We start from the raw sequence: 26,766 nt of genomic DNA, 5'->3' as shown, positions 1-26,766 counted from the left end.
GAACCAGCCAATTACACCTGCGTTCACGATACAGACAGCGCTGATCACCTTACGCTATGTGCAAACATTCAGCTTCGTCTGCTGCCAAAGCGCTTACTCAGCGGCACAGCGCTGAATCCGTGTACGTAAACACTGATTGCCACCGTCAACACAATCACTGACATGATCTGCTCATACCCGTTGAACCCAATCGCTGCCAGAGCCATTAGCACATACAGCACTGACGCAACTCCCCTTGGGCCAAACCAGCCAATAAACCAGATAGATGGCCAGTCGAGCTTTGCCCCAAGCAGAGAAATCGCAACAGGAAGCATGCGCAAAACAGTCAGGCTAGCCAGTGCATACACGAGCTCTGTCCATCCCCAATAAGGAACAGCCTCAGGCACCATTGCTAAACCAAAGATCAGGAATACCACTAAAATGAGCTGCAGGCCTTCGGTTTCTGCGAACTCCTGCATCTTATGCCGCACCTCAATAGAAACCGTGCCAAGACGCAGCCCAATGCCACCACAAAATGCGGCAATGAAGCCGTTCCCCCCAACACTCTCAGCGAAAGAATATGCCAGAATTGCGAGTGGTAATGCTAATAAGCGCAGAAAGCCTTCGTCCATCCAATCATTCCGTGACACATGCTCTATCAGCTTTCCGCCAAGATAACCAACGGCCAGTCCGACGACAGGCCCAAGAGTCACTTGCAAAAACAGAAAGTGTATCCACTCCGGTCCTTCGCCTTTTGCTTCTGCGCCCAGGATTGCCAGACAAAACAGTATCGGCGGTAACGCGATGCCATCATTGAGTCCACTCTCCACGCTGATTGACTGCCTGACGCGATTCGGCACTTCTATGCTTTTGATCACAGCCTGTCCCAAAGCCGCATCAGTAGGTGACAGAATCAGCGCCATCAGTGTAATAGCCCAGATATTGTTGCCGTCGAACATCCATGCGCCGAGTATCGTGCCAAATAGCATCGTCAGGGGTAATCCAATCAGAAGTAAACGTGCAGGAATTCTCGACGACGAATGCGAAAGCGTTTTTAGATCAATGAGTGATGCATCAGTGAACAGTACAATTGTCAGTGCAAGTTCAACAACTAATGTGACCGCTTCCAGTTCCGGTGTCACACTAAAGAGATTCAGTGCCAATGGGCTAGCAAGAATACCGATACTCATGAATACCATGGGACCGGTCAGCCAATTGCGTTCTGCCAGCTTTGAAAATAAGCCAAATGCAAACAGTAATAACGCGAAGAAAATAAGCAATTCATGGTGTTGCATTCATCCTCCCCTTCTGCTGCATGAAGACACACGCGAACAGGTTTGAGTAAAATTGTAACCAGAGTTGCAGCATTAAGTATCACGCATTACCAGTCATTCAGCCTGAATATGGTATGGCAGCTATTCGACAATAGCTCAACAAAACTATAAGCCTTCCCAAGGCTGTTTCGATTCAATTCACTTAAGATTCGCAGCCATGAGAGCAATTGAATCATTGACATCAGATAAACCACTCGCGCCATCTACCTACCACGTCCAGTCGTTCTAGTGTTAAGATCACTGCAATTCATTATGACTTTGAGGGTTGTTTTCTGAGCAGGTGGACCACCATCAGAAACATCAGGTTTTTGAGGTGTGCGTTACCCGATATTGAAAAGCGCTTCCAAACTCAAAGTACTACCATTACTAGTAAAAGGTTTATTTTTCAAATGTCTAGCACAACTATCCAATGGTTTCCGGGTCACATGCACAAAGCCCGTAAAGAAATTGAAGAAGCCATTCCAAAAGTCGACGTCATCATTGAAGTGCTTGATGCCCGCATCCCCTTCAGCAGCGAAAATCCACTGATTGCGTCTTTGCGTGGCGATAAACCGGTTATTAAGGTACTGAACAAACGCGATCTTGCCGATCCGGAAATGACGGAACTGTGGATTGCGCATCTGGAGAAAGAGCACAATGTAAAAGCCATGGCGATCACCACAGAAAACCAGAATGAAGTTCACAAAATTCTGGAGCTGTGCCGTAAGCTGGCGCCTAACCGTGAAGAGATGGGCAAAAACATTCGCACCATGATCATGGGTATTCCCAATGTCGGTAAATCGACCATCATCAATACCCTCGCGGGCCGATCGGTGGCCATTACAGGAAACCAGCCCGCCGTTACCCGTCAGCAGCAGCGCATTAATCTGCAAAACGGCATTGTGCTGTCTGACACCCCGGGTATTTTGTGGCCAAAAGTAGAAAACCCGCACAGTGGTTTTCGCCTGGCCGCTACCGGTGCCGTAAAAGATACCGCCATGGACTATATTGATGTGGCTTTCTTTACGGTGGAATATTTGAAAGACGCCTACCCGAGCCTTTTGCAGAAGCGTTACGAGCTGGAAGATGAATTACCGGAATCTGAAATTGAGCTGATGGAAGCCATTGGCCGTAAACGCGGCTGCTTGCGTTCAGGCGGCAAAGTGGATTTACACAAAGCGTCCGAGATTCTGATTAATGAACTGCGCAATGGCACACTGGGACAAATCACCATGGAACGGCCAGAAATGATCACTCAGGAATTGATTGATGTTGCCCTGGACAATGAACGTAAAGCGGCCGATAAAGCCAAGAACAAAGAAGAAAGGCGTAAACGCTATCTGAGAAACAAGCGATAAACGCCGCATAAAAAAAGGTGCTGTTCCCCCGCTACGCGGAACAGCACCACAGTCAATCAATCGACAAAATGTACCTACACTCAGTAGTCTGCAGTGGCTCAGAGATCGCTTGTAACCGTGACCTGCAAGATTACAAGTTTTCACCACCACAGCCTGACTATAACAAAGCACACATCGTGCCAACTTTTTAAGTCATTGATTTATAATCAGTTGATGTCATCCCTTCCGCTTGTTAACCAAAAACAGTCATAAAAATTTGCACTGGATAAGTGAATCTTTGCACCAAAAAGAACTACCAGGCACCTTTTCACGAGACTAATGCTGACAATCAAACAAAAAAGAAATTATTTTATGCTGCCAGTCCATTAGCGGTCAAAAATCAACCACAATTATTTGATAGATAACGAATATTTACATGTCTAAATAATTGCCCAATCGCTATTTTTAATATTCATAAGCCATTGAATAATAATAGCCAGTATTTAAATTAACACTAATTTAACCCAACTAAACACTAACAGTTCTAAATAGCTGTTTTTCCATATAATAAGTGTGAGAAAAACCAACACTGGATATTACTTTTTCTCATTTTACCTTCACCGTTTTTAAGTCCATATTCTGCGCAATATACACAGGCATCGCCTGTAACGTCTTTAAGCAGGTCCACCCAAAGCTGTTGAACCAAACGGCTTCCCTGCAAGGCCTGCACCCTTTAATTTGGAGATTACTGTAGTGAGTCATATCACTGCTATTCGTCAGTCCGGCGGTATTTTTGTACCGGTTGCCGGCCTGGCGATTTTTGCTATTGCATCAGGTTATCTAATGAGCCTGATCCCACTGACGTTAAGTTTTTTTGCTCTGCCTGCTTCTCTGGCCAGCTGGCTGGCAAGTACATTTTATTTAGGGTTACTGATTGGCGCATTGCTGGTCGAAAAAGTGGTGGCTCGTATCGGGCACAGAATTGCCTTTGTCAGTTTTCTGGCGCTGCTGGCAGTCACTATTGTCATTATGCCGCTGGTACCTGAGCAATTAACCTGGCTGATGGCACGCTTTGTGGCCGGTATCGCTGTGGCAGGCATCTTTGTGGTCGTTGAGTCCTGGCTACTGATTGGCGATAACAAAAAAGAACGAGCCAAGCGTCTGGGTTTATACATGACAGCCCTTTACGGTGGCGGCACTCTGGGGCAATTTGGCATTGGCTTCATTGGTGTGGAAGGATTGCTGCCTTTTGTCAGTATTCTGGGGTTAATCACCCTGGCGACAATACCCGCACTGGCATGCAAGCAATCACAACCGGCTTGCGAGCAACACATCAGCCTGTCTGCCCGCCAGATTTTTGCATTGAGCAAACCTGCGGTGCTGGGGTGTTTCGTTTCAGGTATTGTCATGAGTTCGGTGTACGGTCTTTTGCCTATTTCGCTGCAGATGCAAAACCTGACCGCTGAGCAAATTGGTGGCTTAATGGCTTCGACCGTTCTGGGTGGCATGGCCATTCAGCCTGTGGTCAGCGCGTTATCCTGTAAGATGAGTAAAACCCTGCTGATGGCAGCGGCCTGTCTGTTAGGTATTTTTGCAACCGGACTGATGAGCCTGATTCCCGGTTACAGTATTATGGTGGTGGGTTTGGCGCTACTGGGTATGTCTTCTTTTGCGCTGTATCCGATTGCAATCTCGCTGGCATGTGATGAGCTGGATTCATCGGTGATTGTATCTGCCACACAGATCATGCTCTTCAGCTACAGCTTAGGTTCTGTTGCCGGTCCATTGGTTGCCGGGACCTTTCTGGAACAGGAGCATGGACTGAACAACTTCTTCTTTGTTGCTTTGGCCAGCACGGCAGTTTATATGCTGATTGTCAGCCTGAAGCAGAAGCCGCAGATTGTGGCGGGTTAACAGGACTTTTTCGGGATACAAAAAATTTCTGTCTATAAAAAAGAGCGGGCGCAACTTTCGTTGCGCCCTTAGGTCTTACTTGCAGCAATCCAGCTACTAATGTGCTCCCTGCATCATTCCTTGATATTGCTGTATCCTTCAGCGTTTCCCTAAAACTCCGTCCCGGAGATGTTCCACTTGGTCTTACCCTGACCCATTGCAACGTCCTGTTACAACTCTCTTCTCCTTCCTGGAGGTGTCCCTTACTTCTTCCCGAAGTGGTCCTTATGTCATCCTGACCAGTAAGCATCCTACCTACTGTATCGAATCCATCCGATTGTTCCCTTCACAGTCCTTGTCGATACACCTTCCTGATGTACCTGTCTCATCCTGAGACTGCCAAAATCCGTGGCCTGTTCCTGTTCCGTTCCGTCAGTTCCTTCCGACGCGGTACAGATTACTCGATTCAGAATTCTGCGCAACGAACGAAGATCACACTTTACATGTCAATTAAAGCAACAACTCAGAAAATCAACCTATCAGACTGAATAATAAAGATTAATTCACTTACCATAAGAATTAACAGCAATGAAATAAACGTAATCTCCCACGCCTTTGTAAGAGATCTCTTACAAGAATGAAGGGTGATATCCCAATTAGTGCCATTATCTTGCTGTAGGTTTGAAAATAATCTGCTTATTTCACTAACATTGCTGCACCAAAAACGCCTGCACTGTCCCCCAAAATCGGCTTCACAACAGGGGTTTTTAGCACTGAATTAAATAAGTGCGGTATTATCGCCTGCCTGCCCTCATCGTATAACTTATCGATATTGCCAACACCACCGCCGACGATAATCACACCGGGATCGAGAATATTAATCACCTGTGCAACCGCAAGACCAAAATAGTGAATTAATCGCTCCTCTACATACCTTGCATCCACATTGCCCTGCTGAGCCAGTTGCATAATGTCGCTCAAAGATAAGTGAACACCTGTCCTGGCATGATAAGCCTGTTCCAAACCCGGTCCGGATATCACGGTTTCGAGGCAACCGTATTTTCCGCAATAGCAGGCTCGCCCTTCCGGCTCGATAACATTGTGCCCCCACTCACCCGCTATGCCATGCAAGCCATTAATGACTTTACCGTTAACGACAATCCCAGCTCCCACACCCGTCCCCATGATGATGCCAAAGACAACTTCCGCACCAGGGTTCACTTGCTGAACCACGCCTAATTGCGTTTCTGCCAGCACCAGGCAGTTTGCATCATTTGCCAGTCTGACCTTCACATTCAGCAACTCGGCCAGGTCTGTATCCAGTGGCCGACCATTTAACGCCGTGGAATTACAGTTTTTCATTACGCCGGTGGCTGGATCCAACGCACCCGGCGTACCAAAACCAATCGCATTCGGATAACAACCAAGTTGCTCTGCACAGCTGTCCACCAGCAACTTTATCCGCTGCAGCAGATGTGTATAACCTTTCTCAGCCTGACTGGGAATACGCTCGCGAAGTACACAGCGATCATCGGAGCGTGCCATCACCGCACACTCCACTTTTGTGCCTCCCAGATCTATACCCCAATAATAGTGATCCATTAAAAATCGTCCTTTTCCACGCCTGAGTTAAAATCGACCATAATTAGAATACCCCTTCCATGACCTGATGACTGCTGGAGGTTGGTACTATGTTTTTGAAAGAAGCGAAAACCGGGGATCTGGTTGATGTGATAGACATGGCCTCACTCACCAACCCCTTTAAACGCCATGTCACTGTTCAGTTTCAATCCGGTGAAGATCTGGCTGATCCTGTTTCGATGGACAAACAGCACCTGGCTTTTCCATCTGGTGAAGGACTACCCGAATGCTGGATGAACGGGTATTACCGATTACAACAACGTTAAAGGCTGCTGCGCTCCCCGGAATACAAAGTCACCGCTGACATCCGCTGGGCTATCTGAGTGGTGAGCCGGTTCACTGCTTCCGATAAGGCATCCACCTGCGCACTGTACCCCGGCGCTTTTAAAGGGACCTGAAAGCTGAATGGCTGCACAGTTTTCAGGTCTCCGGTTTGTCCGGTCAAAATCCACTCACCACTGAAATACGCCGAACCGCTGAAATGGCCATTGAATGCGTTTACCCTGACTTGCAGCCTGGGCACATTGGCCGTTTTAATCGCTGCCGATAACTCTGTCGGCCAGTAACGTGACTGCTTCAGGCGCAGATCGCCGTTAATACGCCGTGTCAGTTGACGGGTAATATCTTCAGCCCACAGATTTTGCTGCGCCTGAACCACGGCCGTGTGGCTGGTTTGATAAACTAACCCTGTGCCCGTTAAGTGCAGCGCCATTTCAACCGGTGATACCACTAATATTGGCTGTTGTGTAACTAACGCCGGCGCCGATTGCTCAGGCGCCTGAGGTAACAGGTAAGTTGTAATATCCGACGCTTCAGGCTGACTGCTGCAACCTGTCAACACCCACCCTGCCAGCCAGCCGGCAGATAGTAAACAGTGACGAAAATTCATTATTGTACTCCTGCTGCGGGTATCGGATCTTTACCTTTACTGTCTGAAAAAATCAGCGAATTAGGTTTGTCATTCACTTGCCTTAGTACCGGTTGCAGCTCTTTCATCACCTGCTCAAACCGTATCAGCACCTGTTCAAGATTTCGGTAAGTCGCCCCGTCAGAGCCATAACTGTTCAACGTTGCCTGAATTTGCGCCAGGCTGTTTCGCAGTTCCGCGGGTATGGCTTTTGTATCCTGTTGTGCAAGCAACACATTCACACTTTTTGCAGCCTGCTCAGCGGCTTTCAACGTGCGCTCTGTCGCGGTCAGCGTCTGATTCAGCCCCTTCAGGGTACTTTCCACGGGTAGGTTGTTTAGCTTATCAAGTAACGATGCAACCTGTTTTTGAATCTCTGCAAACCCACCGGCTTTGGTGGGAAAAACATCATACTCTCTATAAGTGAGCAAGGTTGGATCCGGCTCTTCCGGGTAAAACTCCACATCCACCATTAATTGCCCGGTTAAGAAATTGGCCGTTTTCAATGAAGCACGTAAACCTTCCCGAAACTGCTGACTGAGATCTTCCTGTAAGGTCTGCAGGTTTTCAGTCCCTACATACTCCTGCACTCGTGCGAGTTCTAATCTGACAAGCACCGGAATTTGCTGATTGGAAAACCCCCGGGTTTGATTGGGTAAACGTAAGGGCACTCTTGACACAGTACCAATGCGTATCCCGCGGTATTCAACCGGCGCCCCTTCACTTAAACCACGCACCGATTCGTCAAACAGCAGCACATATTCCAGGTACTGATCATAAAAACGCTCCCGAACCTCATTCTGATTGTTGTAAAGCCGGAATCTGCTGAGCTGTTTGGTGATTAATTCACCCGGCTCGGCACCTTGCTGAATATTAAAACTGACGCCCCCTGTGATGAGTGATTCCACCGAACCGATTTTGAGATTAAAACCTTCTGCCGACATGTTCAGCTCGACACCAGAGGTTAACCAAAATCGGGTTCGCTTGCGAATCAGCCCATCATAAGGCTCAAAGATAAATAGCTGATAATTCGCTTTTTTAGACTGAGTATCAAAGCTGACCTGCTCTACCCGACCGACAGTAAACCCTTCATAAAGTACCGGATCACCAACACTTAGCTTTCCTGCCTCATTATGGGTCAGGATCAACCGTAGTCCTTTCGCATCCAGCGGTGCTACCGGGGGGATATCCAGCACAGTGAATGTCCGTTGCTCATCATTTCTCACACCGGGCTGCAACTCGATATACGCACCGGATAATAAGGTTTCTAACCCGGAGATCCCTTCCTTGCCGATACGTGGCTTCACCACCCAAAACCGCGTGTCGGTTCGCAACATTCTTTCCGCGTCTTTGTCCATCTGGGCTGTCGCTAAAATTGAATTGTAATCATCACTGAGTTTTACATTGGTAATGACACCCACTTTGACATTCAAAGCTTTGATTTCAGTTTTACCTACTTCGAGACCTTCTGCGGTATTGAGCTTTAGTGTTACTTCTGGGCCTTTACTGGCCACAAACTGTATCAGCATCCAGAAGCCAATCAATACGGCAACAATCGGGACCAGCCATATCAGCGATAGCTGTCGAATCTGGCTGACTTCAGCTTTTGGCGGCGTTTGATCGCTCATGAATGAGGTTCCTTCTGAATAATGGTCGTGTTTGCACCTTGCTCAGACTCTGCGGACTGGTCTGTTTTTTCTCCTGACAGCGTGTTTTGCCAGAAGACACGTGGATCAAACACCATCGCCGCTAGCATGGTCAGTATGACGACCGAAGCAAAAGACAGCGCTGCCGGTCCCGGATAAATCGCCATCAAATTCTGTAACTGCACCAATGCAACAAGCAGTGCCACGACAAAAATATCAATCATCGACCACCGGCCGATAAACTCAGCCATCCTGTACAACTTTAAACGCCGTATGGCTTTTCTGTCTTCATCGTCAATGTTTCGCGCTGCCGCAAAAAAAAGCCATCCAAGTGCAAAAATCTTGGCCAGAGGGATCACCACGCTGGCGATAAAGATCACCATGGCGATGGGATAAGATCCGTGATGCCAGAGCAGCACAACCCCGCCAATAATGGTTGAACCTTCAGACTTACCCAAGCTTACCGTGTACATCATCGGATACAGATTTGCCGGAAATAAGAAGACAGCCGATGCCAGCAATAACGCCCAGGCATACTGCAGGTTTACTGCCGGGTGATAGGGATGCAGCTTCCCGCCACAACGTATACACCTTTGCTGATGTCCATCAGCAACTGGGTTCAGCTGCGCGCAGGTGTGACAGGAAATATGGTTATTAGAGTGATGGCTGTCGCCTGCTTTTACTTCCGGCAATGGCACCATAGGGGCGAACTGCAGCCAGAGCCAGGTTCTGTCAACCATGGCGACACATTTCACAACCAGCATTGTATAAAGGCAAAAGGCCCAGAATGACATCCCTAGCCCGACATCTGCCAGTGCGGCAATTTTGATCAGACTGACCAGAATGCCTATCAGGAAGACATCAACCATCAGCCAGGGCTCGATTCGAAGAGTCAGCCGGCATAAACTTTTGACTCTGTGGCTGACACTGTCGCTATCAATCTTTCCATGTTCAGCACTTACCCAATACAGATATAAAACAGAGCTGATATAACAAGCCGGTAAAATGACAACTGTCAGTAACAACAGTAATCCTAATAAACTGTTCTCAAATTGAACGAGCATCTGAGCAGAGTGCATCAGGGTGATTTCTTGCTGAATACCTTGCACACTGAAGGACATAAAAGGAAAACTGACACTCAGTACCAGCATAACCAGGCAAGCAATACCATAGGCCAATGTCCGCTGCTGAGGGTGTTTGATGGTTTTCATCAGCAAATGCCCACAACGCGGGCAACATGCACGCTGCCCAGGCTCTAACACTGGCAGAGCAACCACCAAGCCGCATTCCTCACACCCAGTTATCCCTGCAGTTTGCTGCTCGTGCTGCATGCCGTCCTTACCTCTTTGGGTAGTCATAAAACCAGTATAGATAGGGACGCTTTAAATGAGGGGGATTTCTTAAGAGATAAAGCGTTCAAATACAGAGAGATGAATCGTGCCAACGAGGATTATCGGGACAGGCACTTTAGCATCCGCGAATAACAGTGAAACCGGAATTGTCGGGACAGGCACTTCAGACCTTGTCCTTGGGTTCCAATGATCCAGACGATTACAACACTTGTGTTTCAACCATAAAAAAACCAGTGGCAAGCCACTGGTTTTTGCAAGATCGGTGTTGTTATCAGCGATTAATTTGAGTTTGAAAACTCAATCGGCAGTGTCTGCTTCACATAATCACCAGGCGCTGGACCTATAGGTGGGAAGCTTTCATTTCCGATATCACGGGCAGATACCTGCTCTTCAGAATTAAAGCCATTCAACCAGGTATTCCAGTGATTCCACCATGAGCCACTGTGGTGTGTCGCCCCCGCCAACCAAGCTTCGGGATCAGATTCAGCTTTATCGTTGGTATAAAAACCATACTTATTTTTGTCAGGATGATTAATGATACCAGCAATATGTCCGGATTCACCCAACACAAACACTGAATCTCCCTTAAGTACTTTCGAACCACGATAAGTACCCTGCCACAGAGCAATATGGTCTTCCTGGGTAGAAATAAAGTAAGTCGGTACTTTGATTTTCGACAAATCAATATATACACCGCCCACTTTATACCCTTTCGGATCCATCAGTTTGTTTTCCAGATAGAACTGACGTAACAATGTACTGTGACACGCTTTCGCCACATTGGTACTATCGCCATTCCAGAACAGCAGATCGAAATCGATTGGGCTGTTTCCTTTCAGGTAATTGTTGACGTAATAGTTCCAGTACAGGCTGTTTTCACGCAGCAAACTGAATGTCACGCTCAGTGAACGACCGTCCATATAGCCTTTGAGCTCATTCTGCGCTTCAATGGCCGAAATGATCGGGTCATTAATATAAGCACCAATTTCACCCGGCTGAGAGAAATCGAGGATGGTGGTAAAGAAAGTGGCTGATTTCACGCGGTTGCGCATACGTTTCGCAGAGCTGTACGCCAGCGCTGCCGCCAACAATGTACCACCAATACAATAACCTACGGTGTGAATTTGGTTTTCACCACTCACACTTTCGACAACATCCAATGCTTTTAGCGCGCCTTCCAATACATAGGTATCGAAATCCACATCCTGCATTGTCGCATCAGGATTACGCCATGAAATCATAAAGACAGTGTGTCCCTGTTCCACCAGCCAGCGAGCCATAGAGTTCTTCTCTCGCAGATCCATGATGTAATATTTGTTGATAAACGGCGGAACAATCAGCACAGGGGTTGCATTCACGGTTTCTGTCAGCGGTTTGTACTGAATAAGTTCAAACAAGTCATTTTTGAAAATGACCTGTCCTGGCGTGTTCGCGATGTTATCGCCCACCTGGAATGCATCGCCATTTGTCATGCGGATTTTCAATACATCCGCGCTGGACTGCATGTCTTCATGCAGCAGTTCCATCCCTTTAATCAGGTTCTGACCGTTGGTTTCAACCGTCAGTTTTGCCAGCTCAGGGTTGGTGGTAATAAAGTTAGTAGGCGATAGTGCGTTAATGGCCTGACGCGAAAAGAAGTTCAAACGTTCTTTCGCTTTATCGTCTAAACCTTCAATAGAATCAATGGTCTCTTTCATCTTATTGCTGAACAGCAAATAAGATTGCTTGATGCAGTTATAAAAAGCTTCGTTTTGCCAGGCAGGATCGATAAATCGTTTATCATCATTTGCCGGAGTAACAACATCCTGATTATCACCAGACATAGTGACGTTTTGCAAAATCTTCATTTGGCTTTCAAACCAATCCATCTGAATTTTTGCAATAACAGCAGGCTGCGCAGATGCATTTTCCAGCCAAGCCGTTGTGTCTTCCAGATTCAACTCACTCAGCGCTTTATTGAGCGGAGTATTAATGGCTGCCTTGCCGGAATCAAACTCCTTCCACCACGCTTGGTTCATTTCCTGGAGTTTAGCAAAGTAGTCCGTGAAAAAATTCGGGTTCATCGCAATGACCTCTGCTTTTGGACTAAAAATGCCGCCCACAAGACGGGACGGCATTAAGACAGGAAAAGAACTTAAGCGGGTGTAACTTGCTTTACATTCTCTGCTACCAGCTCTTCAACTTCATTTTTGAAGCCTTGAGCCAGTGCTGAAAACTTGTTGCTGTCATCAACCAGTTGCTTAGACAAGTTAGTCAGATTTTCCAGCTGTTGGCTTTGGAAAGATGTCAGTGATTGCAGATCCTTGATTTCACTGATTGCTTTGAGCTGAGACAGACCCAAATCGCTGTAAGCACGTACCGCTGCCAGTTGAAGCTCAGTCAGCTCTTCCACGTTCTTAGTGAACAGCTTGTTGAATTTCACATAAGGTGCCAGTGATTTTTCAGTTTGCTCAGAGAAAGATTTAAACATTTCCGTATACATAATATGTTTCCTTAATTTAAGTGCTATTTTCAGCGCCAGTGAATACTGACGCCAGTTAGTTAACGAGTCGTTCAGACACTTTTCAGTACGATAGCTGTACCCATACCACCACCGACGCACAGTGTGGCAAGACCATACTCTGTGCCACGACGGCGCATCTCGTGCAGCAGACTGACAATAATACGGTTACCTGATGCACCAAGAGGGTGACCCAAAGCAATCGCACCACCATTAACATTGCTACGTTCGGCCAAATCTTCGACCTTGGTATTCAAGTTGTCAGCCAGCTCATGCAACACGCCCAATGCCTGACCGGCAAAGGCTTCGTTAAACTCAAACAGACCCACTGAATCAATGTTTAAATCGGCTTTCTCCAGCGCTTTCATTACCGCTGGTACAGGGCCAAGACCCATGACCTCAGGGGCAACGCCCGCTTGTGCATAACTTTCGATTTCTGCCAGCGGTGTTAAACCATATTTTTCTACGGCGGCAGCAGAAGCTACAATGATTGCGCTCGCACCATCATTGATACCTGACGCATTTCCTGCGGTTACTGAACCTTCAGGTTTGAATGCCGGGCGCAGTTTCTGCAAGCCTTCCAATGTTGCATCGGCTTTCGGATACTCATCCGTATCAACCGTTTTCGTCTCACGACGCTCTTTCACTTCAACAGAAACGATTTCTTCAGCAAATTTGCCCTGTTCAATAGCAACTACCGCTTTTTGCTGGCTTGCCAGCGCAAAGTTGTCCTGTTGTTCGCGGGTCAGACCCACTTTTTCAACGACATTTTCAGCCGTCACACCCATGTGGTACTGATTAAAGACATCGGTCAGACCGTCGTTAATCAGTAAATCAGTCAGTTGCAGATTACCCATTTTCTGTCCATCACGGATGGAAGCGGGTACGGTAAACGGAATCTGCGACATGTTTTCTGCACCGGCAGCCACCACCAGCTCAGCATCACCGGCTTTAATGTGTGCAGCAGCGTCCATTACCGCTTTCATACCGCTACCACATACCATGTTCAGGCTGTAGGCCGGAACCTGCTCTGGAATACCGGCAAAAATTGCCGCCTGTCGACCAGGGCCCATACCCTGGCCTGCACCCACTACGTTACCTAAAATCACTTCGTCGATTTTAGCAGGATCAACATTTGCCTGAGCGATGGCACCTTTGATAGCAACAGCAGCGAGTTGCGCTGGCGAGACTGATTTCAGTGCGCCATTAAAACTGCCGATTGGCGTACGTTTGGCCGCAACAATATAAACTTTGGTCATGTGTCGAGTGTCCTTACTTCTAAATTAGTGCATGTATAAGCCGCCATTTACCGAGAGGGTCTCTCCGGTAATATAGGCTGCAGCATCACTGGCCAGGAAGTTCACTGATGCTGATACTTCATTGGGTTGCGCCAGACGCTTCATTGGAATTTCAGCTTTAATCGCGTCCAGCACTTCTGGTTTAATCGCTTCAACCATAGGTGTACCCGTGTAACCTGGTGCAATCGCATTGACAGTAACACCGTAGCGTGCGCCTTCTGCAGCCAGTGCTTTGGTGAAACCAATCATGCCAGCCTTGGCCGCTGAGTAGTTTGCCTGGCCGAACTGCCCTTTAAGGCCATTAACAGAGGAAATATTGATGATTCTGCCAAACCCGTTATCACACATTGAAGCAAACAAAGGATGAGTAACGTTAAACAGGCTATCCAGATTAGTGGACATCACCTCTTTCCATTGCTGGACGGTCATACGTTTAAACGTACTGTCACGGGTAATCCCTGCATTGTTAACCAGCACATCAATCTTACCCTCTTCTTTTAAAAGAGTAGTCAGTGCCTCTTCACAATATGCAGCATCCGTAACATCCAGAGGGAATAAGCGAACTTGAGAATCAGAGTAGTTGTTTTCAGCAAACCACTCTTTGGCTTTATCTTCACCTGTTGGGAAATATGTGGCAATAACACGATAACCTGCATCTACCAAACCCTGAGTAATTGCAGAACCAATACCACCTTTAGCGCCAGTTACTAATGCTACCTTTGTCATTTACCAGACTCCTTTCCATCCGTTGCCAATACAAAAAGCGCATCTCGCTGATGGCTGATTTTGTACTTTTTCTGAAGAGAACCTGCTGCTGTACATCTGAACCAGACCTGTTCCCTGCACCACGATTACGCAGCGTATCTACCCCACAAGTCACTTGTGTGAAGTTTACATTGCATAATTATTATAAGAACACAGACACATATAGATATCAACATGGGGAATTTATCCTATCCATAAAATCCCTACATGGAATCAACTCAATAACAATTAATCGATTACATAATAAGTTCGATTTGTTAACGGAATATTTCAATGCATGAGGGATGCCAAGTTTACAAAATGCTGTGAATCAAGCCATTTCACGCTTCAGGATTGATTTTCTTGCCGCAAAATTCGATTCATCGCACTCTGATGGTGCAGAGTTGCACCACTTTTAACCTGATACATAAATAAGTTTCGAGAACGTGATTTCTGATGACCAAACGAATAAATGCAGCATAACTGCAACAAAAAAAACACATCTGACCTCACGAAAAAAATAAAATAAGTGATTCATTCTTATTATCCTGTTTTTCATTTTTTATCCGATTAGTGACAAAAATCACCTTGCAATGTAAAAAAGGGAAATAATATTTATCATTTGCTTGATGCTTGTTGTGAACTTCACTGACGGAACAAAGTCGAATACCAATAACATCATTCTTTTTAATACGTTACTGGTGTATACAACACGCTTCAAAGCGTGCAGGAAAAACAGTCGCTCCAAGGGATAAAAAAACACATGCTTGCAAAGACCTTCCAACAACTCGATCACTACTTACAACAACAGGTCATCGGTCAGGCCGAAATGGTGCAACAATTACTGATCGCACTGTTAGCAGACGGGCATATCCTCGTAGAAGGCCCTCCGGGGCTGGCCAAAACCCGTGCGGTTAAAACTCTTGCCGAATGCATTGAAGGTGATTTCCACCGTATCCAGTTCACGCCGGATCTCCTGCCCGCAGACTTAACGGGCACCGATATCTTCCGCCCCGAAACCGGCGAGTTCGTGTTCCAGCCCGGCCCTATCTTTAACTCGCTGTTACTGGCCGATGAGATAAACCGCGCCCCGGCAAAGGTACAGGCCGCAATGCTTGAAGCAATGGCCGAAAAACAGATCACTGCAGGCAGGAATACCTATCCTCTGCCAGCATTATTTCTGGTGATGGCAACACAAAACCCCATTGAGCAGGAAGGAACTTACCCGTTGCCGGAAGCCCAGCTGGACCGTTTTTTACTGCAACTGAACGTTAATTATCCGAATGCCGACAGTGAACTTGCTATTTTACGGTTGAACCGCGGTGAAGCACTGGAAGACAACATCACCAAGTCTTCTGAAGCCGTGCAAATCAGCCAGGCTGATATCTTCAGTGCCCGCAAAGAAGTCCTGCAGATCCATATGGCTGAAGACATTGAACACTATATTATCCGCCTCATCATGGCGACGCGCGAACCAAAGCGTTACAGCGATGAACTGGCAGCCTGGCTGCAGATGGGTGTCAGTCCAAGGGCAACGCTGGCGCTTGACCGCTGTTCACGGGCATACGCCTGGTTAAACGGTCGGGATTTTGTTACGCCGGACGATGTACAGCGTATGGCTTATCCTGTACTGAGACACAGGTTACTGCTCAGCTATGAAGCACAAGCTGAAGGCATCAGCCCGGACAGCATCATTCATTCACTGATTCAGCAGGTAACCAGTGCATGATAAAAGCAACGGCGAAAACACCCCCTCTGCTGCCACCGCACAGTAACGGGTATGAATTGTGCCTTGCCGAGCTGCTACAGTACAAAAATCAGTCCGTTAAGTGGCTCCCTCCTGCTCGCAGCGTGTGGTCTCAACTCAATGGACAACATCAAAGCCGGCAAAAAGGCCGGGGCATGAATTTTACCGAAGTGCGCCCCTATCAGGCCGGTGATGACATTCGTGCGATAGACTGGCGCGTCACAGCCCGGACAGGAAAGACCCATACCAAGTTGTTCAGCGAAGAACGCGAACAACCTGTGATGTTACTGATTGATTTCAGTCAGAGTATGCGCTTTGGCAGCCAGCTGTTGCTGAAATCGGTACAGGCTGCTCACTTTGCCAGTCTGCTTAGCTGGCTGGCCGTGCAGCAGCAGGATCGCATTGGTGCACTGGTGTACAACGGATACAGGTTAAGTGAGTGCAAACCGACGGCTCGTCAGCAAGGTCCGCTGGCGGTTATCAATGCCATGATCAACATGCATCCAGCAGACTCCAAAACCTCTGCGGATAACGGGCTGACGTTTTCTGATGTGCTGCGCCACATGCACCACTTATGCCCTAAAGGCAGTGAAATTGTCATTCTGAGTGATTTCTATGCGTTACAGGCCGGTGATAAAAAGCGGCTCAGTCAGTTACGAAGCCATAACCGATTGCAGTTTGTACACCTGTTTGATCCCCTTGAGCTGGGTGAGACGGGTTATCGCGGCCGTGAATTCGTCACTGACAGCCAGCAGTCAGCCTGGATTAACTTTGGCGCCCAGCAAACCCGGGAGCAAATGGCACAGCAATTTTCCCGTCACCTGCAGAACCTGACAGAGCTGGCTTCATCACTGGCAATACCTCTGCACGCTGTTTCGGCGGGCATTCCGTTATTGAAACAAATCGGAAGCACTCAAGCGCCTTATCCGGCGTCTGAGCCTTCCACACAGAACAAGATGTAACTTTTATGGCACAAACACATACGCATCCATTGCAGCTGGCCGATCTCCATCTGCCAGCTTTGCCGGATCCCTGGCCTCTGGCCTGGGGATGGTGGGCAAGTGCTTTACTTATCATTATCCTGCTTGCCCTGCTGTATCTGGTCGTGAGTCACCTCAAGGCCAAACGCGGGTTAAAAGCAGGTAAAAATCAGGCATTAGCACAACTGAAACGCGCTCAATCGGTGTCAGAAATAAACACCCTACTCAGACAGGCCGCGCTCACCTACTTTCCCCGCGAGCAAGTGGCGGGGCTGAGTGGTCATCACTGGATGGCATTTTTAGACCATCAGCTACCTGAACAACACCAGGGATTTGTGTCGCTGAATGATGCATGGACACAAGCCCTGTATGCCTCAGAAGTCGGGGATGACATTCACAATGCCTGCCGGCATCAGGCTGAGATCTGGTTAAGGCATGCCCTTCCGCCCCGCTCCCCTCAACATACCCCAGCGATGAAAAGGGATGCAGCAAAAGGGGACAGGCATGTTTGAATTTGTATGGTGGTGGGCCCTCGTATTGCTCCCTCTGCCCTGGTTTGTCTACCGCTTTACCAAACCGGTGCAACCCGTGGCAGCCATCACGTTGCCGGTACTGCCGGAAAATCTGGTCAGAAAGCCGGTTCGACGCTGGCAAAGCCTGCTGGCTCTGCTGTGCTGGGTCTGCTTGTTAGGGGCACTCGCCAGGCCGGTCTGGTTTGGTGATCCGGTTCAGATACAACCTGAGCACAGAGACATGTTACTGGCGGTCGATTTATCCGGTTCAATGTCGATTGAAGATATGGTTGATAGTCAGGGTAACACTGTCGATCGCCTCACTGCGGTAAAACAGGTAGTCACCGACTTCATCGGCAAGCGCCAGGGCGACAGGCTGGGCTTGGTGCTGTTCGCCAATCATGCCTACCTGCAAACACCATTGACCTTCGATCTCAACACGGTAAAGCAGCAATTAGCCAGAACTGTGCTCGGACTGATCGGGCAAAGCACCGCCATTGGTGAAGGACTGGGCATCGCGGCGAAAAGCTTTATCAACAGTGACGCCAAGCAACGCGTGATTATCCTGCTCAGTGACGGTGCCAACACTTCCGGTGTGATCAATCCGATGGAATCGGCAAAGCTGGCCGCTGAAAATAAGGTCAGGATATACACAGTTGGCATAGGCGCTGAGGAAATGGTGCAGCGCAGTTTCTTTGGTGATCGTATGGTTAACCCCTCGCAGGATTTGGACGAGCATGCGCTTACCCAAATCGCAGCCCTCACTGATGGTCAGTATTTCAGGGCAAGGAATCCGCAAGAATTAGCCAGCATTTACCAGTCAATCAACGATCTGGAACCTGTATCAACCGCTCAGCAAACCTGGCGACCAAGAGAAGAGCTGTTTCGTTTCCCGCTGGCAGGGGCATTATTCTTCAGCGTTCTGCTGGCAATCCGTTGGAGGCGATATGGCTGATTTTACGTTCTTACATCCGTCTTGGTTACTGGCATTGATTGCGCTAGCCGTCCTTTTGCCCTGGCTGGCTCAACGCCGTGCACAGTCCGGGCTGATTGCTGCGCACCTTCAACCCGACAATAAACCCTCCTCTCAGCGAGTCCGCGCGCTATCGCTTCTGCTCCTCAGCATAGGATGGATACTGGCGGTGGTTGCAATGGCCGGCCCCAGCTGGCAAAAACAAATGTTGCCCGCCTCTAACCTGAGCGGCGCCAGAGTGATTATCATGGATATGTCGAACTCCATGTACGCGACCGATCTGCCCCCTAACCGTCTGACCCAGGCCCGCTACAAAGCTATGGATCTTCTTCCTCACTGGCAGGAAGGCAGCACAGGCCTGATAGCCTATGCCGGAGATGGTTACATCATCAGCCCGCTGACCGCAGACAGTGCAACACTGAGCAACCTGATCCCGGGATTATCGCCTGCTATTTTGCCGATTCAGGGCAGTAACGCTGCCGCAGGTATTAAAGCCGCCATCGATCTGCTCAGACAAGCCGGGCACCCTCAGGGAGATCTGATCTTGATCACTGACGGACTCAGTGAGAAAGAAGCCATGCAAACTGACCAGTTGCTGCAAGACAATCAATACCGCTTGTCCATTCTGGCTGTCGCTACCCCGCAAGGTGCCCCGGTCACTATGCCAGACGGCCGGCTGTTACAAGACAATCAGGGCAACACTGTTTTGAGCAAAATGCATCCCCGGCGGCTCGAAACACTGGCAGCCAGCCATGGTGGCATCATGGTGAGATGGCGGGGGAATGATCAGGATATTCTGGCGCTTATTGAGGCTACGTCTCATCTCACAGCGCAGTCTGAACAAACTGAAGACAAAACCATTGAGGAAAAACTCAACGGTGGATTCTGGCTGTTGATCCCGCTGATCCTGCTCTTTCTGCCCGCCTGCCGCAAAGGCATCGCATTTTCCTGCTTACTGATCGTTTTCCTGCCGGTTGAGAAAAGCTTCGCTTCACCCTGGCTGAATCAGGATCAGGACGCTTATCAACACTATCAGCAACAGGACTACCAGACAGCGGCGGATCTGTTCCAGTCACCCGCCTGGCAGGGAGCGTCCAAGTATCAGGCAGGCGATTACGAAGGCGCAATCGAATCCCTGTCAGGTTTAACTGACCCGGCCTCTCGCTACAACCTGGCCAATGCGTACGCACAAGCCGGCCAGCTGGACAAGGCCCGCGATATCTACCAGGACTTGCTGAACGCGGATCCGGATAACACAGATGCAAAAACCAATCTGGATATCGTCGAGCAGCAGCTCAGCCAGCAACAAGCGAACCAGCAAGGTCAGCAAGGTCAGCAAGGTCAGCAAGGTCAGCAAGGTCAGCAAGGTCAGCAAGGTCAGCAAGGCCAAGGCTCGCCGTCCGGGCAACAAGCCGGCAACTCATCCCGTGACAATCATGAAGGATCGGATTCAGGACAACAGCCATCCAGCCAGCAAAACAGTCAAACAGGCCAGTCTGACCAGACAGCCTCTGCATCTGCTGGCGGCGCACAGCAAGAAGGTCAGTCACGGCAAGATGAACAAAGCCAGCCTGCGTCGGACCATAATAATGAAGGTGCCGCTGAGCCATCCCGTCCTTCGGCTGAGAGTCAGCAATCACCACGCGCTGGCGATCCAGCCCAGGCCGGTTCAGACCCAAGCCCGGCCATTTCCCCTGACAGTGAAGGACAGGCACCTATGGCGCCTACTGACGAACAAGCCCAGCCAAACGCTGAGAAAAGCGATCAGCGCATAGCCGGCAATAATGATGACAGTGGCGATGGAACCAGTGGCCTGAGTGCAAGCCATCCGACATTAAAAAAACTGGAGCAGATACCAGACAGCACCCGCGAACTGCTCAGGGCTCAGATCATTCTCCAGGCGAGAGAAAAGCCAGCCCCGGACGCACCTGAAAATCGTTGGTAGCCGCAGACAGTTACAAAAACAAGGACTCACAATGCATTCCAAGTATGTTACTTTTCTTTCCGCATTTTACCGGACAAAGCTCTGGTTAAGTGCCGTGCTGCTGATTGGCAGCCTGCTCTCTTACCCGGCGTATGCCGCACAGGTTGTGGCCACTGTGTCATCCAACCAGGTTGGGGTGAATGAAATCTTTGAGCTGACGGTCAGCATAGATGACAATGTCAGCGCCAGTGCCCTTGACTTATCGCCACTCAACAATGACTTCATTGTCGGCACGACCAGCACCCGTTCCATGAACCGCTTTATTAACGGTTCAGTGTCGAGACAAACCCAGTGGCAAGTGTCGCTTGCTGCCAAAGCCAAAGGTGATTTCACTATTCCGGCCTTTCATATTGGCGCGTCCGCGTCAGATCCTATTCAGATTAAGGTCGATGACCATCCGGATGCTGGCGCTTCCACCACCGATCTTGCGATTGAGGTCAGCGGGCGTATGGATAAAAACCGCCTGTATGTCGGTGAAAGTCAGATCTACATGGTACAGATCAAGCTCGGAGAACATATGGAAAAAGCCAGTTTAATCGCCCCTCAGGGCGAAGGACTGGAGGTGGTTAAGGTGGGTGATGATCATCAGGCGGATACCGTACTGAATGGCAGGCGCTACACCATTATTAACCGAAAGTACCGGGTCACAGCAACCAAACCGGGTGATATCACCCTTCAGGGGGCCAAACTCACTGGCACTGCCTTCAAGAGCGACAGCAACCGGCGTTTTGGCATGCGGATCCCCGTCAATATTCAGGCAGAGCCGATGCCGTTGACTGTCCTTGCTGAGCCCGATGACTATAAAGGGCTTTGGCTGCCAACCGCGGATCTGCAACTGGAACAAACCTGGAACAAGGACGAGGCAAACATTAAAGTGGGTGAACCGGTTTCGCGCACCCTGACACTGAAAATGAAAGGTACACCACAAAGTAACCTGCCGGATTTATCCCTGACCTACCCTGACTCAGTCCGGGTATACAGCGAAAAACCCGTTTACAAACAGGAAAGTGATTACAGCGTCATGACGCTGAAACAGGTCATCATCCCCCGTCAGAGCGGAACGATTACCCTGCCTGCTCTGACAGTGAACTGGTGGAATACCGACAAAGGAGAGAAAGTCATCAGCCAGGTTGAAGGTAAAGTGCTGCAGGTTCAGCCAGATGCCACTGCCAGTATTCCCGGAGCCACGCGTTCATCGGATGAACACAGTGACGGTGCCTCACAGACCGGGGGCAGTCATCTGCCGGATACCAATGAAAACCCTGCGGCGGTAAATCAGCAGGCTCAGGGTGTCTCTGCCTGGTGGCCCTGGCTGACGCTGATCGTTACCCTTCTCTGGCTTGTGACTCTGATGATGTGGTGGCGGAGCCGGAAACAGTCTCCACTGACCGCGGAGCCCGTCAGTTCAGCCTCTGACAATAGCAGCATCACAGATAAGCTGATCGCTGCGGTGACAGCATGCCAGCCCATGCAGGTGCAAACCTACTACAATGCCTGGGATAAATCGCACCTGACGGCGGAACACCGGCAGCAACTGGAGCAGGCGGTTAGCGCCATGATGGCGGCCCATTACAGTGAGTCCCCGCAAACGTGGGACAAGAGTGATCTGCTGGCTCTGCTGCAACGCCAGCAGAAAAGCCGCAAAAAGGCGCAAACGGCCGATGGACTGGCGCCTCTGGTGCCAGAGATACCGGCGGCAGAGCGAAAATGACTTAGCTGATCCGTTAAGATGCCTGCTCTCAGAGCACGAGTTTCATCCATCCCTGCACGGTTGTGGTGAGCCGCGACTGAAAGATTGGGTGATAGTTAATCCTGCCTTCGGGCAGGATTTTTTATTTGTTCAGCATCCATGGCCCAGCGCAAGGTGCGATGGACTCCGCCCAGAGCAAGATAAAAGCAGGTCTATGTCGCCAGAAGCAGATAAATGTTAGTGATAAACCGCTCACAAATATCAGCGTTCAGTAACGTTAAAAATGTGTAACCTAAAAGTTTCTAAAAAGAGTAGTGGAAATCGTTCGATTATCCTGTTAAAAAACCTCCCGCAAACAACATAAAACGCTTCCATACCAACTCAAAACATTCAGGATGTAGTATGAGTCAACCACAACCATTCCTAGCTAAAATTGCCAATGGCAGTCTGGTTATCCAGATCCTTATTGGTATCGTGGCAGGTATCGTCCTAGCCGCTGTCTCAACTGATGCCGCACTGAAAGTCGGTTTCCTGGGCAGCCTGTTCGTCAGTGCTCTGAAAGCTGTAGCTCCTGTGCTGGTGTTCATTCTGGTCGCATCATCGATTGCTAATCAGAAAAAAGGCGCGCATACCAACATGAAGCCAGTCATTATGCTGTACCTTTTCGGTACACTGATGGCCGCGTTAACTGCCGTTACCATGAGTTTCCTTTTCCCGACAACTCTGACTCTGGACGCAGGCACTGCAAATCAGGCGGCTCCTGAAGGTATCGCAGAAGTACTGAATACTCTGCTGTTCCAGATCGTCGATAACCCAATTAACGCTATTCTGTCCGGAAACTACATCGGTATTCTGGCATGGGCTGTAGGTCTGGGCTTCGCTCTGCATTCTGCATCTGATGCAACCAAACAAGTGTTCCACGACATGTCTAACGGCGTCACACTGATCGTTCGTTTTGTTATCCGTCTGGCACCTATCGGTATCTTCGGCTTAGTATCAAAAACTTTCGCTGAAACAGGCTTCTCTGCGTTGACCAGCTACGCACACCTGCTGGCCGTGCTGCTGGGTTCGATGGCGATTATTGCCTTTGTGGTTAACCCGGCTATCGTGTACTACAAAACGAAGCAGAACCCATTCCCTCTGGTTCTGAAGTGTATCCGTGAGAGTGGTATCACTGCCTTCTTTACCCGCAGTTCAGCGGCAAACATCCCGGTGAACATGCAACTGTGTAAAGATCTGGATCTGCACGAAGATACCTACTCAGTATCGATCCCTCTGGGCGCGACCATCAACATGGCGGGTGCAGCGATTACCATCACTGTGCTGACTCTGGCTGCTGTTCATACTCTGGGTATTCAGGTTGATATCGGTACTGCCCTGCTGTTGAGCGTCGTGGCTGCCGTGTCTGCATGTGGTGCATCCGGTGTTGCCGGTGGCTCTCTGCTGCTGATCCCACTGGCTTGCAGCCTGTTCGGTGTATCCAACGAAGTTGCGATGCAGGTTGTTGCTATCGGTTTCATCATCGGTGTTATTCAGGATTCAGCGGAAACGGCTCTGAACAGCTCTACTGACGTTATCTTCACTGCGGCTGCATGCCGTGCTGCCGAAGCGCAAGAAGCTGCTAATCCAGTTAAAGCCTGAGCATAACGCTTAACGCTTTTTCTGAGCACCTGATATGAGCAACTAACAACAATGGCGACCCTGAGGTCGCCATTGTTGTATGAATGACTTAAAGGGTCATACGATACCCATCAGTTCTGTAATGTCTCCAGTTGCTTGTCCAAGGCATCTTTGGCATCAGCGGCCTGGTCGCCCATATCCTCAAGCATATCCTGTGCCTCCTCCATCGGACGTGCATTCATCACATCGTCAATCTGATCTTTATAGGTCACTCCGATATAAATCCCCAGGCCCACCAGGGCAATCACAATGTATTTCAGCATAGCTATCTCACTGTTATTTGTATTTATTCACAAGCAGTATACCGCCAGAGCAAACTCTAAGCTTGCCACTTCGCTCCCAGAAAACAAGACCGAAGCCAATATAAGCGCCCAACTATTACCTGCAGCTGACAATCGATTAAGGTCACTGTCAGTGCATTTCACGCTTCTGATGCGGGGTCAATGACCCAAATCTCTGAATCCTGACTCAATATTGTGCACCTGCTCATCAGCTTGCACCACAAGTGGACAGTTCTGCATTACTTTCTCTACACGTGTTCCTCTCTGTCAGGGTAACTTATTGTTTTTTATTTACTCTTTTGATTTTTATCTGAAGACGTTTTTCTGGCCTGCCCCTTGCTTCTGTCTGTAACAACACTAAAAAGGAGCAAACATAATATGGATAAAAAAGCAGTGACACTGAAATGGGCAGCACTTGCCGCCTCAATGGCTTTATCTTTCAATACATTAGCCGCCGACGGCACCATTAAAGTCGGTATCCTTCACTCTCTCTCCGGTACCATGGCTATCAGTGAAACCACTCTCAAAGACACTATGCTGATGCTGATCGACGAGCAAAATAAAAAAGGCGGCGTGCTGGGTAAAAAGCTGGAGCCTGTTGTTGTCGATCCTGCTTCTAACTGGCCGCTGTTTGCTGAGAAAGCCCGCGAACTGATCGAGAAAGACAAAGTGGATGTGGTGTTCGGCTGCTGGACATCTGTCTCTCGTAAATCTGTGCTGCCCGTTTTTGAAGAACTCGACAGCCTGCTGTTCTATCCGGTGCAGTACGAGGGAGAAGAATCGTCCAAGAACGTTTTCTACACAGGTGCGGCACCCAATCAGCAAGCCATTCCGGCTGTAGATTATCTGATGAACGAGATGGGCGTACAACGCTGGGTGCTGGCCGGTACCGATTATGTCTATCCGCGTACCACCAATAAAATCCTGGCGGCTTACCTGAAAGATAAAGGGGTCGCCGACAGTGACATCATGATCAACTATACGCCGTTCGGTTATTCCGATTGGCAGTCAATCGTCTCTGATATCAAGAAATTTGGTGCAACGGGTAAGAAAACGGCCGTTGTCTCCACCATCAATGGCGATGCCAATGTTCCCTTCTATAAAGAACTCGCCGCTCAGGGAGTCGAAGCTTCAGACATTCCGGTGGTTGCCTTCTCCGTCGGTGAAGAAGAATTGTCCGGTATGGATACCTCGTCTCTGGTTGGCCACCTCGCTGCGTGGAACTACTTCATGAGTGTGGACACAGAGCAGAACAACGATTTTGTCGAGAAATGGCATAAGTTCATCAAAGATGACCAGCGTGTCACCAACGATCCGATGGAAGCCTCTTATCTGGGCTTCAACATGTGGGTGAAAGCGGTTGAAAAAGCCGGGAAGACAGATTCCGAGGCAGTACAGGATGCCATCATTGGGGTGACTGTCCCGAATCTGACCGGCGGTTATGCCACCATGATGCCGAACCACCACATCACCAAACCGGTGCTGATTGGCGAAATCCAGGATGACGGTCAGTTCGTGACCGTATGGGAAACCAAAGACGAAGTGGCCGGTGATGCCTGGTCCGATTTTCTGCCCGGTTCAAAAGACTTGTTCGCCAGCTGGGAAAAACCCATGTCCTGTGGCAGCTTCAATGTTGTCTCTGGCAAATGTGCGGGTAGCAGCGAATAACATACCTTCCCGCGTCACTCCATCGTCCGGCCCGGATTGCCGGACGATTGGATCTGTTCCTGCACTCACGGACGACACTCATGACCAAACAGTTACTGTCTGGACTGCTGACTTTACTCCAGACTTCCATCACTTGTGTTCGGCAACTGCTGATACTGCTGCTCTGCTTACCTGTAGTGGTTTCGACGGCTTACGCCAGCTCAGTCAACAGCTTCACTGATGTGGAAAGCAGCTTCGCCCAGCGCAATTTCGAGCGCAAAGCCGAAGCCATTGAATGGTTGATTGCTCAGCACCATCCGCAAACCAAAACCATTCTTGATGGCCTGCTCAATCGCGCCATTGCTTACCAGAAACACACTCACGCTTTGGTGTTGTTACAGGATAATCAAAATGCGTTGCTGCTGAGCAGCAATAAGCCGGTGACGCTCGATAACCCGCGTGATTACAAAAAAGTGGCCATCAATAATGCGCTGCGCACTGTGATTCAACGACGGCTTTCCACACTCGATGTGAGCAGCACTGATCTGTCTGTCCGGTTAGCCGCAGTCAAGGCGCTGACAGGCAACACCGAACCGGATATCATTGAGGCACTTCGCCTGCAGCAGAGCCAGGAAACCAGCCCAGAGATCAAAGCGGCCATA

General features: G+C 49.1%; 21 protein-coding genes. 11 read left to right on the top strand and 10 right to left on the bottom strand.

What is annotated here, in order from left to right; all coding sequences use genetic code 11:
* Positions 1-68 precede the first annotated feature (68 nt).
* Positions 69-1,274 carry a cation:proton antiporter gene (locus H511_RS0102950; RefSeq protein ID WP_027250966.1) on the bottom strand — a complete coding sequence of 402 codons (1,206 nt, stop codon included), beginning with the start codon at positions 1,272-1,274 and terminating at the stop codon, positions 69-71.
* Positions 1,275-1,702: 428 nt separating this feature from the next.
* Between H511_RS0102950 and ylqF the strand changes: the two genes are divergently transcribed.
* Positions 1,703-2,650, top strand: coding sequence for a ribosome biogenesis GTPase YlqF (gene ylqF / locus H511_RS0102945; RefSeq protein ID WP_036758562.1), 948 nt, complete (start codon positions 1,703-1,705; stop codon positions 2,648-2,650).
* A 732-nt stretch (positions 2,651-3,382) separates the two neighbouring features.
* The gene (locus tag H511_RS0102940; protein ID WP_155804783.1) at positions 3,383-4,543 is read left to right on the top strand and encodes an MFS transporter; all 1,161 of its coding nucleotides are present in this window, start codon (positions 3,383-3,385) and stop codon (positions 4,541-4,543) included.
* 675 nt (positions 4,544-5,218) lie between these two features.
* Here the strand turns inward: H511_RS0102940 and H511_RS0102935 are convergent.
* Complete coding sequence (locus tag H511_RS0102935; RefSeq protein ID WP_027250963.1) at positions 5,219-6,124, bottom strand: ROK family protein; 906 nt, start codon at positions 6,122-6,124, stop codon at positions 5,219-5,221.
* Positions 6,125-6,213: 89 nt separating this feature from the next.
* Between H511_RS0102935 and H511_RS0102930 the strand changes: the two genes are divergently transcribed.
* Positions 6,214-6,429, top strand: a complete 216-nt coding sequence (locus tag H511_RS0102930) for an acetyltransferase (RefSeq protein ID WP_027250962.1) — start codon at positions 6,214-6,216, stop codon at positions 6,427-6,429.
* Here H511_RS0102930 and H511_RS0102925 read toward each other — a convergent pair.
* The 7 genes from H511_RS0102925 to H511_RS0102895 form a co-directional block, all read right to left on the bottom strand.
* Entirely contained in the window at positions 6,426-7,052 is a 627-nt protein-coding gene (locus H511_RS0102925) for a PqiC family protein (RefSeq protein WP_051287761.1), read from the bottom strand. The genes H511_RS0102930 and H511_RS0102925 overlap by 4 nt on opposite strands.
* Complete coding sequence (pqiB, locus tag H511_RS0102920) at positions 7,052-8,698, bottom strand: intermembrane transport protein PqiB (protein ID WP_027250960.1); 1,647 nt, start codon at positions 8,696-8,698, stop codon at positions 7,052-7,054. Before pqiB ends, H511_RS0102925 begins: the two co-directional genes overlap by 1 nt.
* Entirely contained in the window at positions 8,695-10,047 is a 1,353-nt protein-coding gene (locus H511_RS22375; RefSeq protein ID WP_081669162.1) for a paraquat-inducible protein A, read from the bottom strand. Before H511_RS22375 ends, pqiB begins: the two co-directional genes overlap by 4 nt.
* A 299-nt stretch (positions 10,048-10,346) precedes the next feature.
* Entirely contained in the window at positions 10,347-12,131 is a 1,785-nt protein-coding gene (gene phaC, locus H511_RS0102910) for a class I poly(R)-hydroxyalkanoic acid synthase (RefSeq protein ID WP_027250959.1), read from the bottom strand.
* A gap of 71 nt (positions 12,132-12,202) precedes the next feature.
* Positions 12,203-12,550: a phasin family protein gene (locus tag H511_RS0102905; protein WP_027250958.1), complete on the bottom strand. Its 348-nt coding sequence runs from the start codon at positions 12,548-12,550 to the stop codon at positions 12,203-12,205.
* Positions 12,551-12,621: 71 nt separating this feature from the next.
* Positions 12,622-13,827 (bottom strand): acetyl-CoA C-acetyltransferase, encoded by a 1,206-nt coding sequence (locus H511_RS0102900; RefSeq protein ID WP_027250957.1) that lies wholly within the window; start codon positions 13,825-13,827, stop codon positions 12,622-12,624.
* Positions 13,828-13,851: 24 nt separating this feature from the next.
* Entirely contained in the window at positions 13,852-14,592 is a 741-nt protein-coding gene (locus H511_RS0102895; RefSeq protein WP_027250956.1) for an SDR family oxidoreductase, read from the bottom strand.
* A gap of 781 nt (positions 14,593-15,373) precedes the next feature.
* Here H511_RS0102895 and H511_RS0102890 point away from each other — a divergent pair.
* The 7 genes from H511_RS0102890 (at position 15,374) to sstT (ending at position 24,137) form a co-directional block, all read left to right on the top strand.
* Positions 15,374-16,339: an AAA family ATPase gene (locus H511_RS0102890; RefSeq protein ID WP_027250955.1), complete on the top strand. Its 966-nt coding sequence runs from the start codon at positions 15,374-15,376 to the stop codon at positions 16,337-16,339.
* Positions 16,336-17,319 (top strand): DUF58 domain-containing protein, encoded by a 984-nt coding sequence (locus H511_RS0102885; protein ID WP_027250954.1) that lies wholly within the window; start codon positions 16,336-16,338, stop codon positions 17,317-17,319. The genes H511_RS0102890 and H511_RS0102885 overlap by 4 nt, the downstream gene beginning before the upstream one ends.
* 5 nt (positions 17,320-17,324) lie before the next feature.
* The gene (locus H511_RS22370; protein WP_051287759.1) at positions 17,325-17,849 is read left to right on the top strand and encodes a DUF4381 domain-containing protein; all 525 of its coding nucleotides are present in this window, start codon (positions 17,325-17,327) and stop codon (positions 17,847-17,849) included.
* Positions 17,842-18,804 carry a vWA domain-containing protein gene (locus H511_RS0102875; protein WP_027250953.1) on the top strand — a complete coding sequence of 321 codons (963 nt, stop codon included), beginning with the start codon at positions 17,842-17,844 and terminating at the stop codon, positions 18,802-18,804. Before H511_RS22370 ends, H511_RS0102875 begins: the two co-directional genes overlap by 8 nt.
* Positions 18,797-20,767 (top strand): VWA domain-containing protein, encoded by a 1,971-nt coding sequence (locus H511_RS0102870; RefSeq protein ID WP_027250952.1) that lies wholly within the window; start codon positions 18,797-18,799, stop codon positions 20,765-20,767. The genes H511_RS0102875 and H511_RS0102870 overlap by 8 nt, the downstream gene beginning before the upstream one ends.
* A 31-nt stretch (positions 20,768-20,798) precedes the next feature.
* Complete coding sequence (locus tag H511_RS22365) at positions 20,799-22,517, top strand: BatD family protein (RefSeq protein ID WP_051287757.1); 1,719 nt, start codon at positions 20,799-20,801, stop codon at positions 22,515-22,517.
* Positions 22,518-22,898: 381 nt separating this feature from the next.
* Positions 22,899-24,137: a serine/threonine transporter SstT gene (sstT, locus tag H511_RS0102860; RefSeq protein ID WP_027250951.1), complete on the top strand. Its 1,239-nt coding sequence runs from the start codon at positions 22,899-22,901 to the stop codon at positions 24,135-24,137.
* Positions 24,138-24,247: 110 nt separating this feature from the next.
* Here sstT and H511_RS0102855 read toward each other — a convergent pair whose 3' ends face one another.
* The gene (locus tag H511_RS0102855) at positions 24,248-24,439 is read right to left on the bottom strand and encodes a hypothetical protein (protein ID WP_027250950.1); all 192 of its coding nucleotides are present in this window, start codon (positions 24,437-24,439) and stop codon (positions 24,248-24,250) included.
* Between the two features lie 396 nt (positions 24,440-24,835).
* On the opposite strand from H511_RS0102855, the gene urtA reads away from it, so the two are divergent.
* On the top strand, positions 24,836-26,125 hold the full coding sequence (urtA, locus tag H511_RS0102850) for an urea ABC transporter substrate-binding protein (protein ID WP_027250949.1): 1,290 nt from the start codon (positions 24,836-24,838) through the stop codon (positions 26,123-26,125).
* Positions 26,126-26,766: the final 641 nt, after the last annotated feature.

It is taken from the genome of Photobacterium halotolerans DSM 18316 (assembly GCF_000425165.1).
GTDB lineage: Bacteria > Pseudomonadota > Gammaproteobacteria > Enterobacterales > Vibrionaceae > Photobacterium > Photobacterium halotolerans.
This window is presented reverse-complemented; position numbering and strand designations above follow the sequence as displayed.

Excerpts from the sequence above, each read along its gene's own strand:
- H511_RS0102950 (WP_027250966.1), bottom strand. The coding sequence starts at position 1,274 with ATGCAACACCATGAATTGCTTATTTTCTTCGCGTTATTACTGTTTGCA.
- ylqF (WP_036758562.1), top strand. The coding sequence starts at position 1,703 with ATGTCTAGCACAACTATCCAATGGTTTCCGGGTCACATGCACAAAGCC.
- H511_RS0102935 (WP_027250963.1), bottom strand. The coding sequence starts at position 6,124 with ATGGATCACTATTATTGGGGTATAGATCTGGGAGGCACAAAAGTGGAG.
- H511_RS0102930 (WP_027250962.1), top strand. The coding sequence starts at position 6,214 with ATGTTTTTGAAAGAAGCGAAAACCGGGGATCTGGTTGATGTGATAGAC.
- H511_RS0102925 (WP_051287761.1), bottom strand. The coding sequence starts at position 7,052 with ATGAATTTTCGTCACTGTTTACTATCTGCCGGCTGGCTGGCAGGGTGG.
- pqiB (WP_027250960.1), bottom strand. The coding sequence starts at position 8,698 with ATGAGCGATCAAACGCCGCCAAAAGCTGAAGTCAGCCAGATTCGACAG.
- H511_RS22375 (WP_081669162.1), bottom strand. The coding sequence starts at position 10,047 with ATGCAGCACGAGCAGCAAACTGCAGGGATAACTGGGTGTGAGGAATGC.
- phaC (WP_027250959.1), bottom strand. The coding sequence starts at position 12,131 with ATGAACCCGAATTTTTTCACGGACTACTTTGCTAAACTCCAGGAAATG.
- H511_RS0102905 (WP_027250958.1), bottom strand. The coding sequence starts at position 12,550 with ATGTATACGGAAATGTTTAAATCTTTCTCTGAGCAAACTGAAAAATCA.
- H511_RS0102900 (WP_027250957.1), bottom strand. The coding sequence starts at position 13,827 with ATGACCAAAGTTTATATTGTTGCGGCCAAACGTACGCCAATCGGCAGT.
- H511_RS0102895 (WP_027250956.1), bottom strand. The coding sequence starts at position 14,592 with ATGACAAAGGTAGCATTAGTAACTGGCGCTAAAGGTGGTATTGGTTCT.
- H511_RS0102890 (WP_027250955.1), top strand. The coding sequence starts at position 15,374 with ATGCTTGCAAAGACCTTCCAACAACTCGATCACTACTTACAACAACAG.
- H511_RS0102885 (WP_027250954.1), top strand. The coding sequence starts at position 16,336 with ATGATAAAAGCAACGGCGAAAACACCCCCTCTGCTGCCACCGCACAGT.
- H511_RS22370 (WP_051287759.1), top strand. The coding sequence starts at position 17,325 with ATGGCACAAACACATACGCATCCATTGCAGCTGGCCGATCTCCATCTG.
- H511_RS0102875 (WP_027250953.1), top strand. The coding sequence starts at position 17,842 with ATGTTTGAATTTGTATGGTGGTGGGCCCTCGTATTGCTCCCTCTGCCC.
- H511_RS0102870 (WP_027250952.1), top strand. The coding sequence starts at position 18,797 with ATGGCTGATTTTACGTTCTTACATCCGTCTTGGTTACTGGCATTGATT.
- H511_RS22365 (WP_051287757.1), top strand. The coding sequence starts at position 20,799 with ATGCATTCCAAGTATGTTACTTTTCTTTCCGCATTTTACCGGACAAAG.
- sstT (WP_027250951.1), top strand. The coding sequence starts at position 22,899 with ATGAGTCAACCACAACCATTCCTAGCTAAAATTGCCAATGGCAGTCTG.
- H511_RS0102855 (WP_027250950.1), bottom strand. The coding sequence starts at position 24,439 with ATGCTGAAATACATTGTGATTGCCCTGGTGGGCCTGGGGATTTATATC.
- urtA (WP_027250949.1), top strand. The coding sequence starts at position 24,836 with ATGGATAAAAAAGCAGTGACACTGAAATGGGCAGCACTTGCCGCCTCA.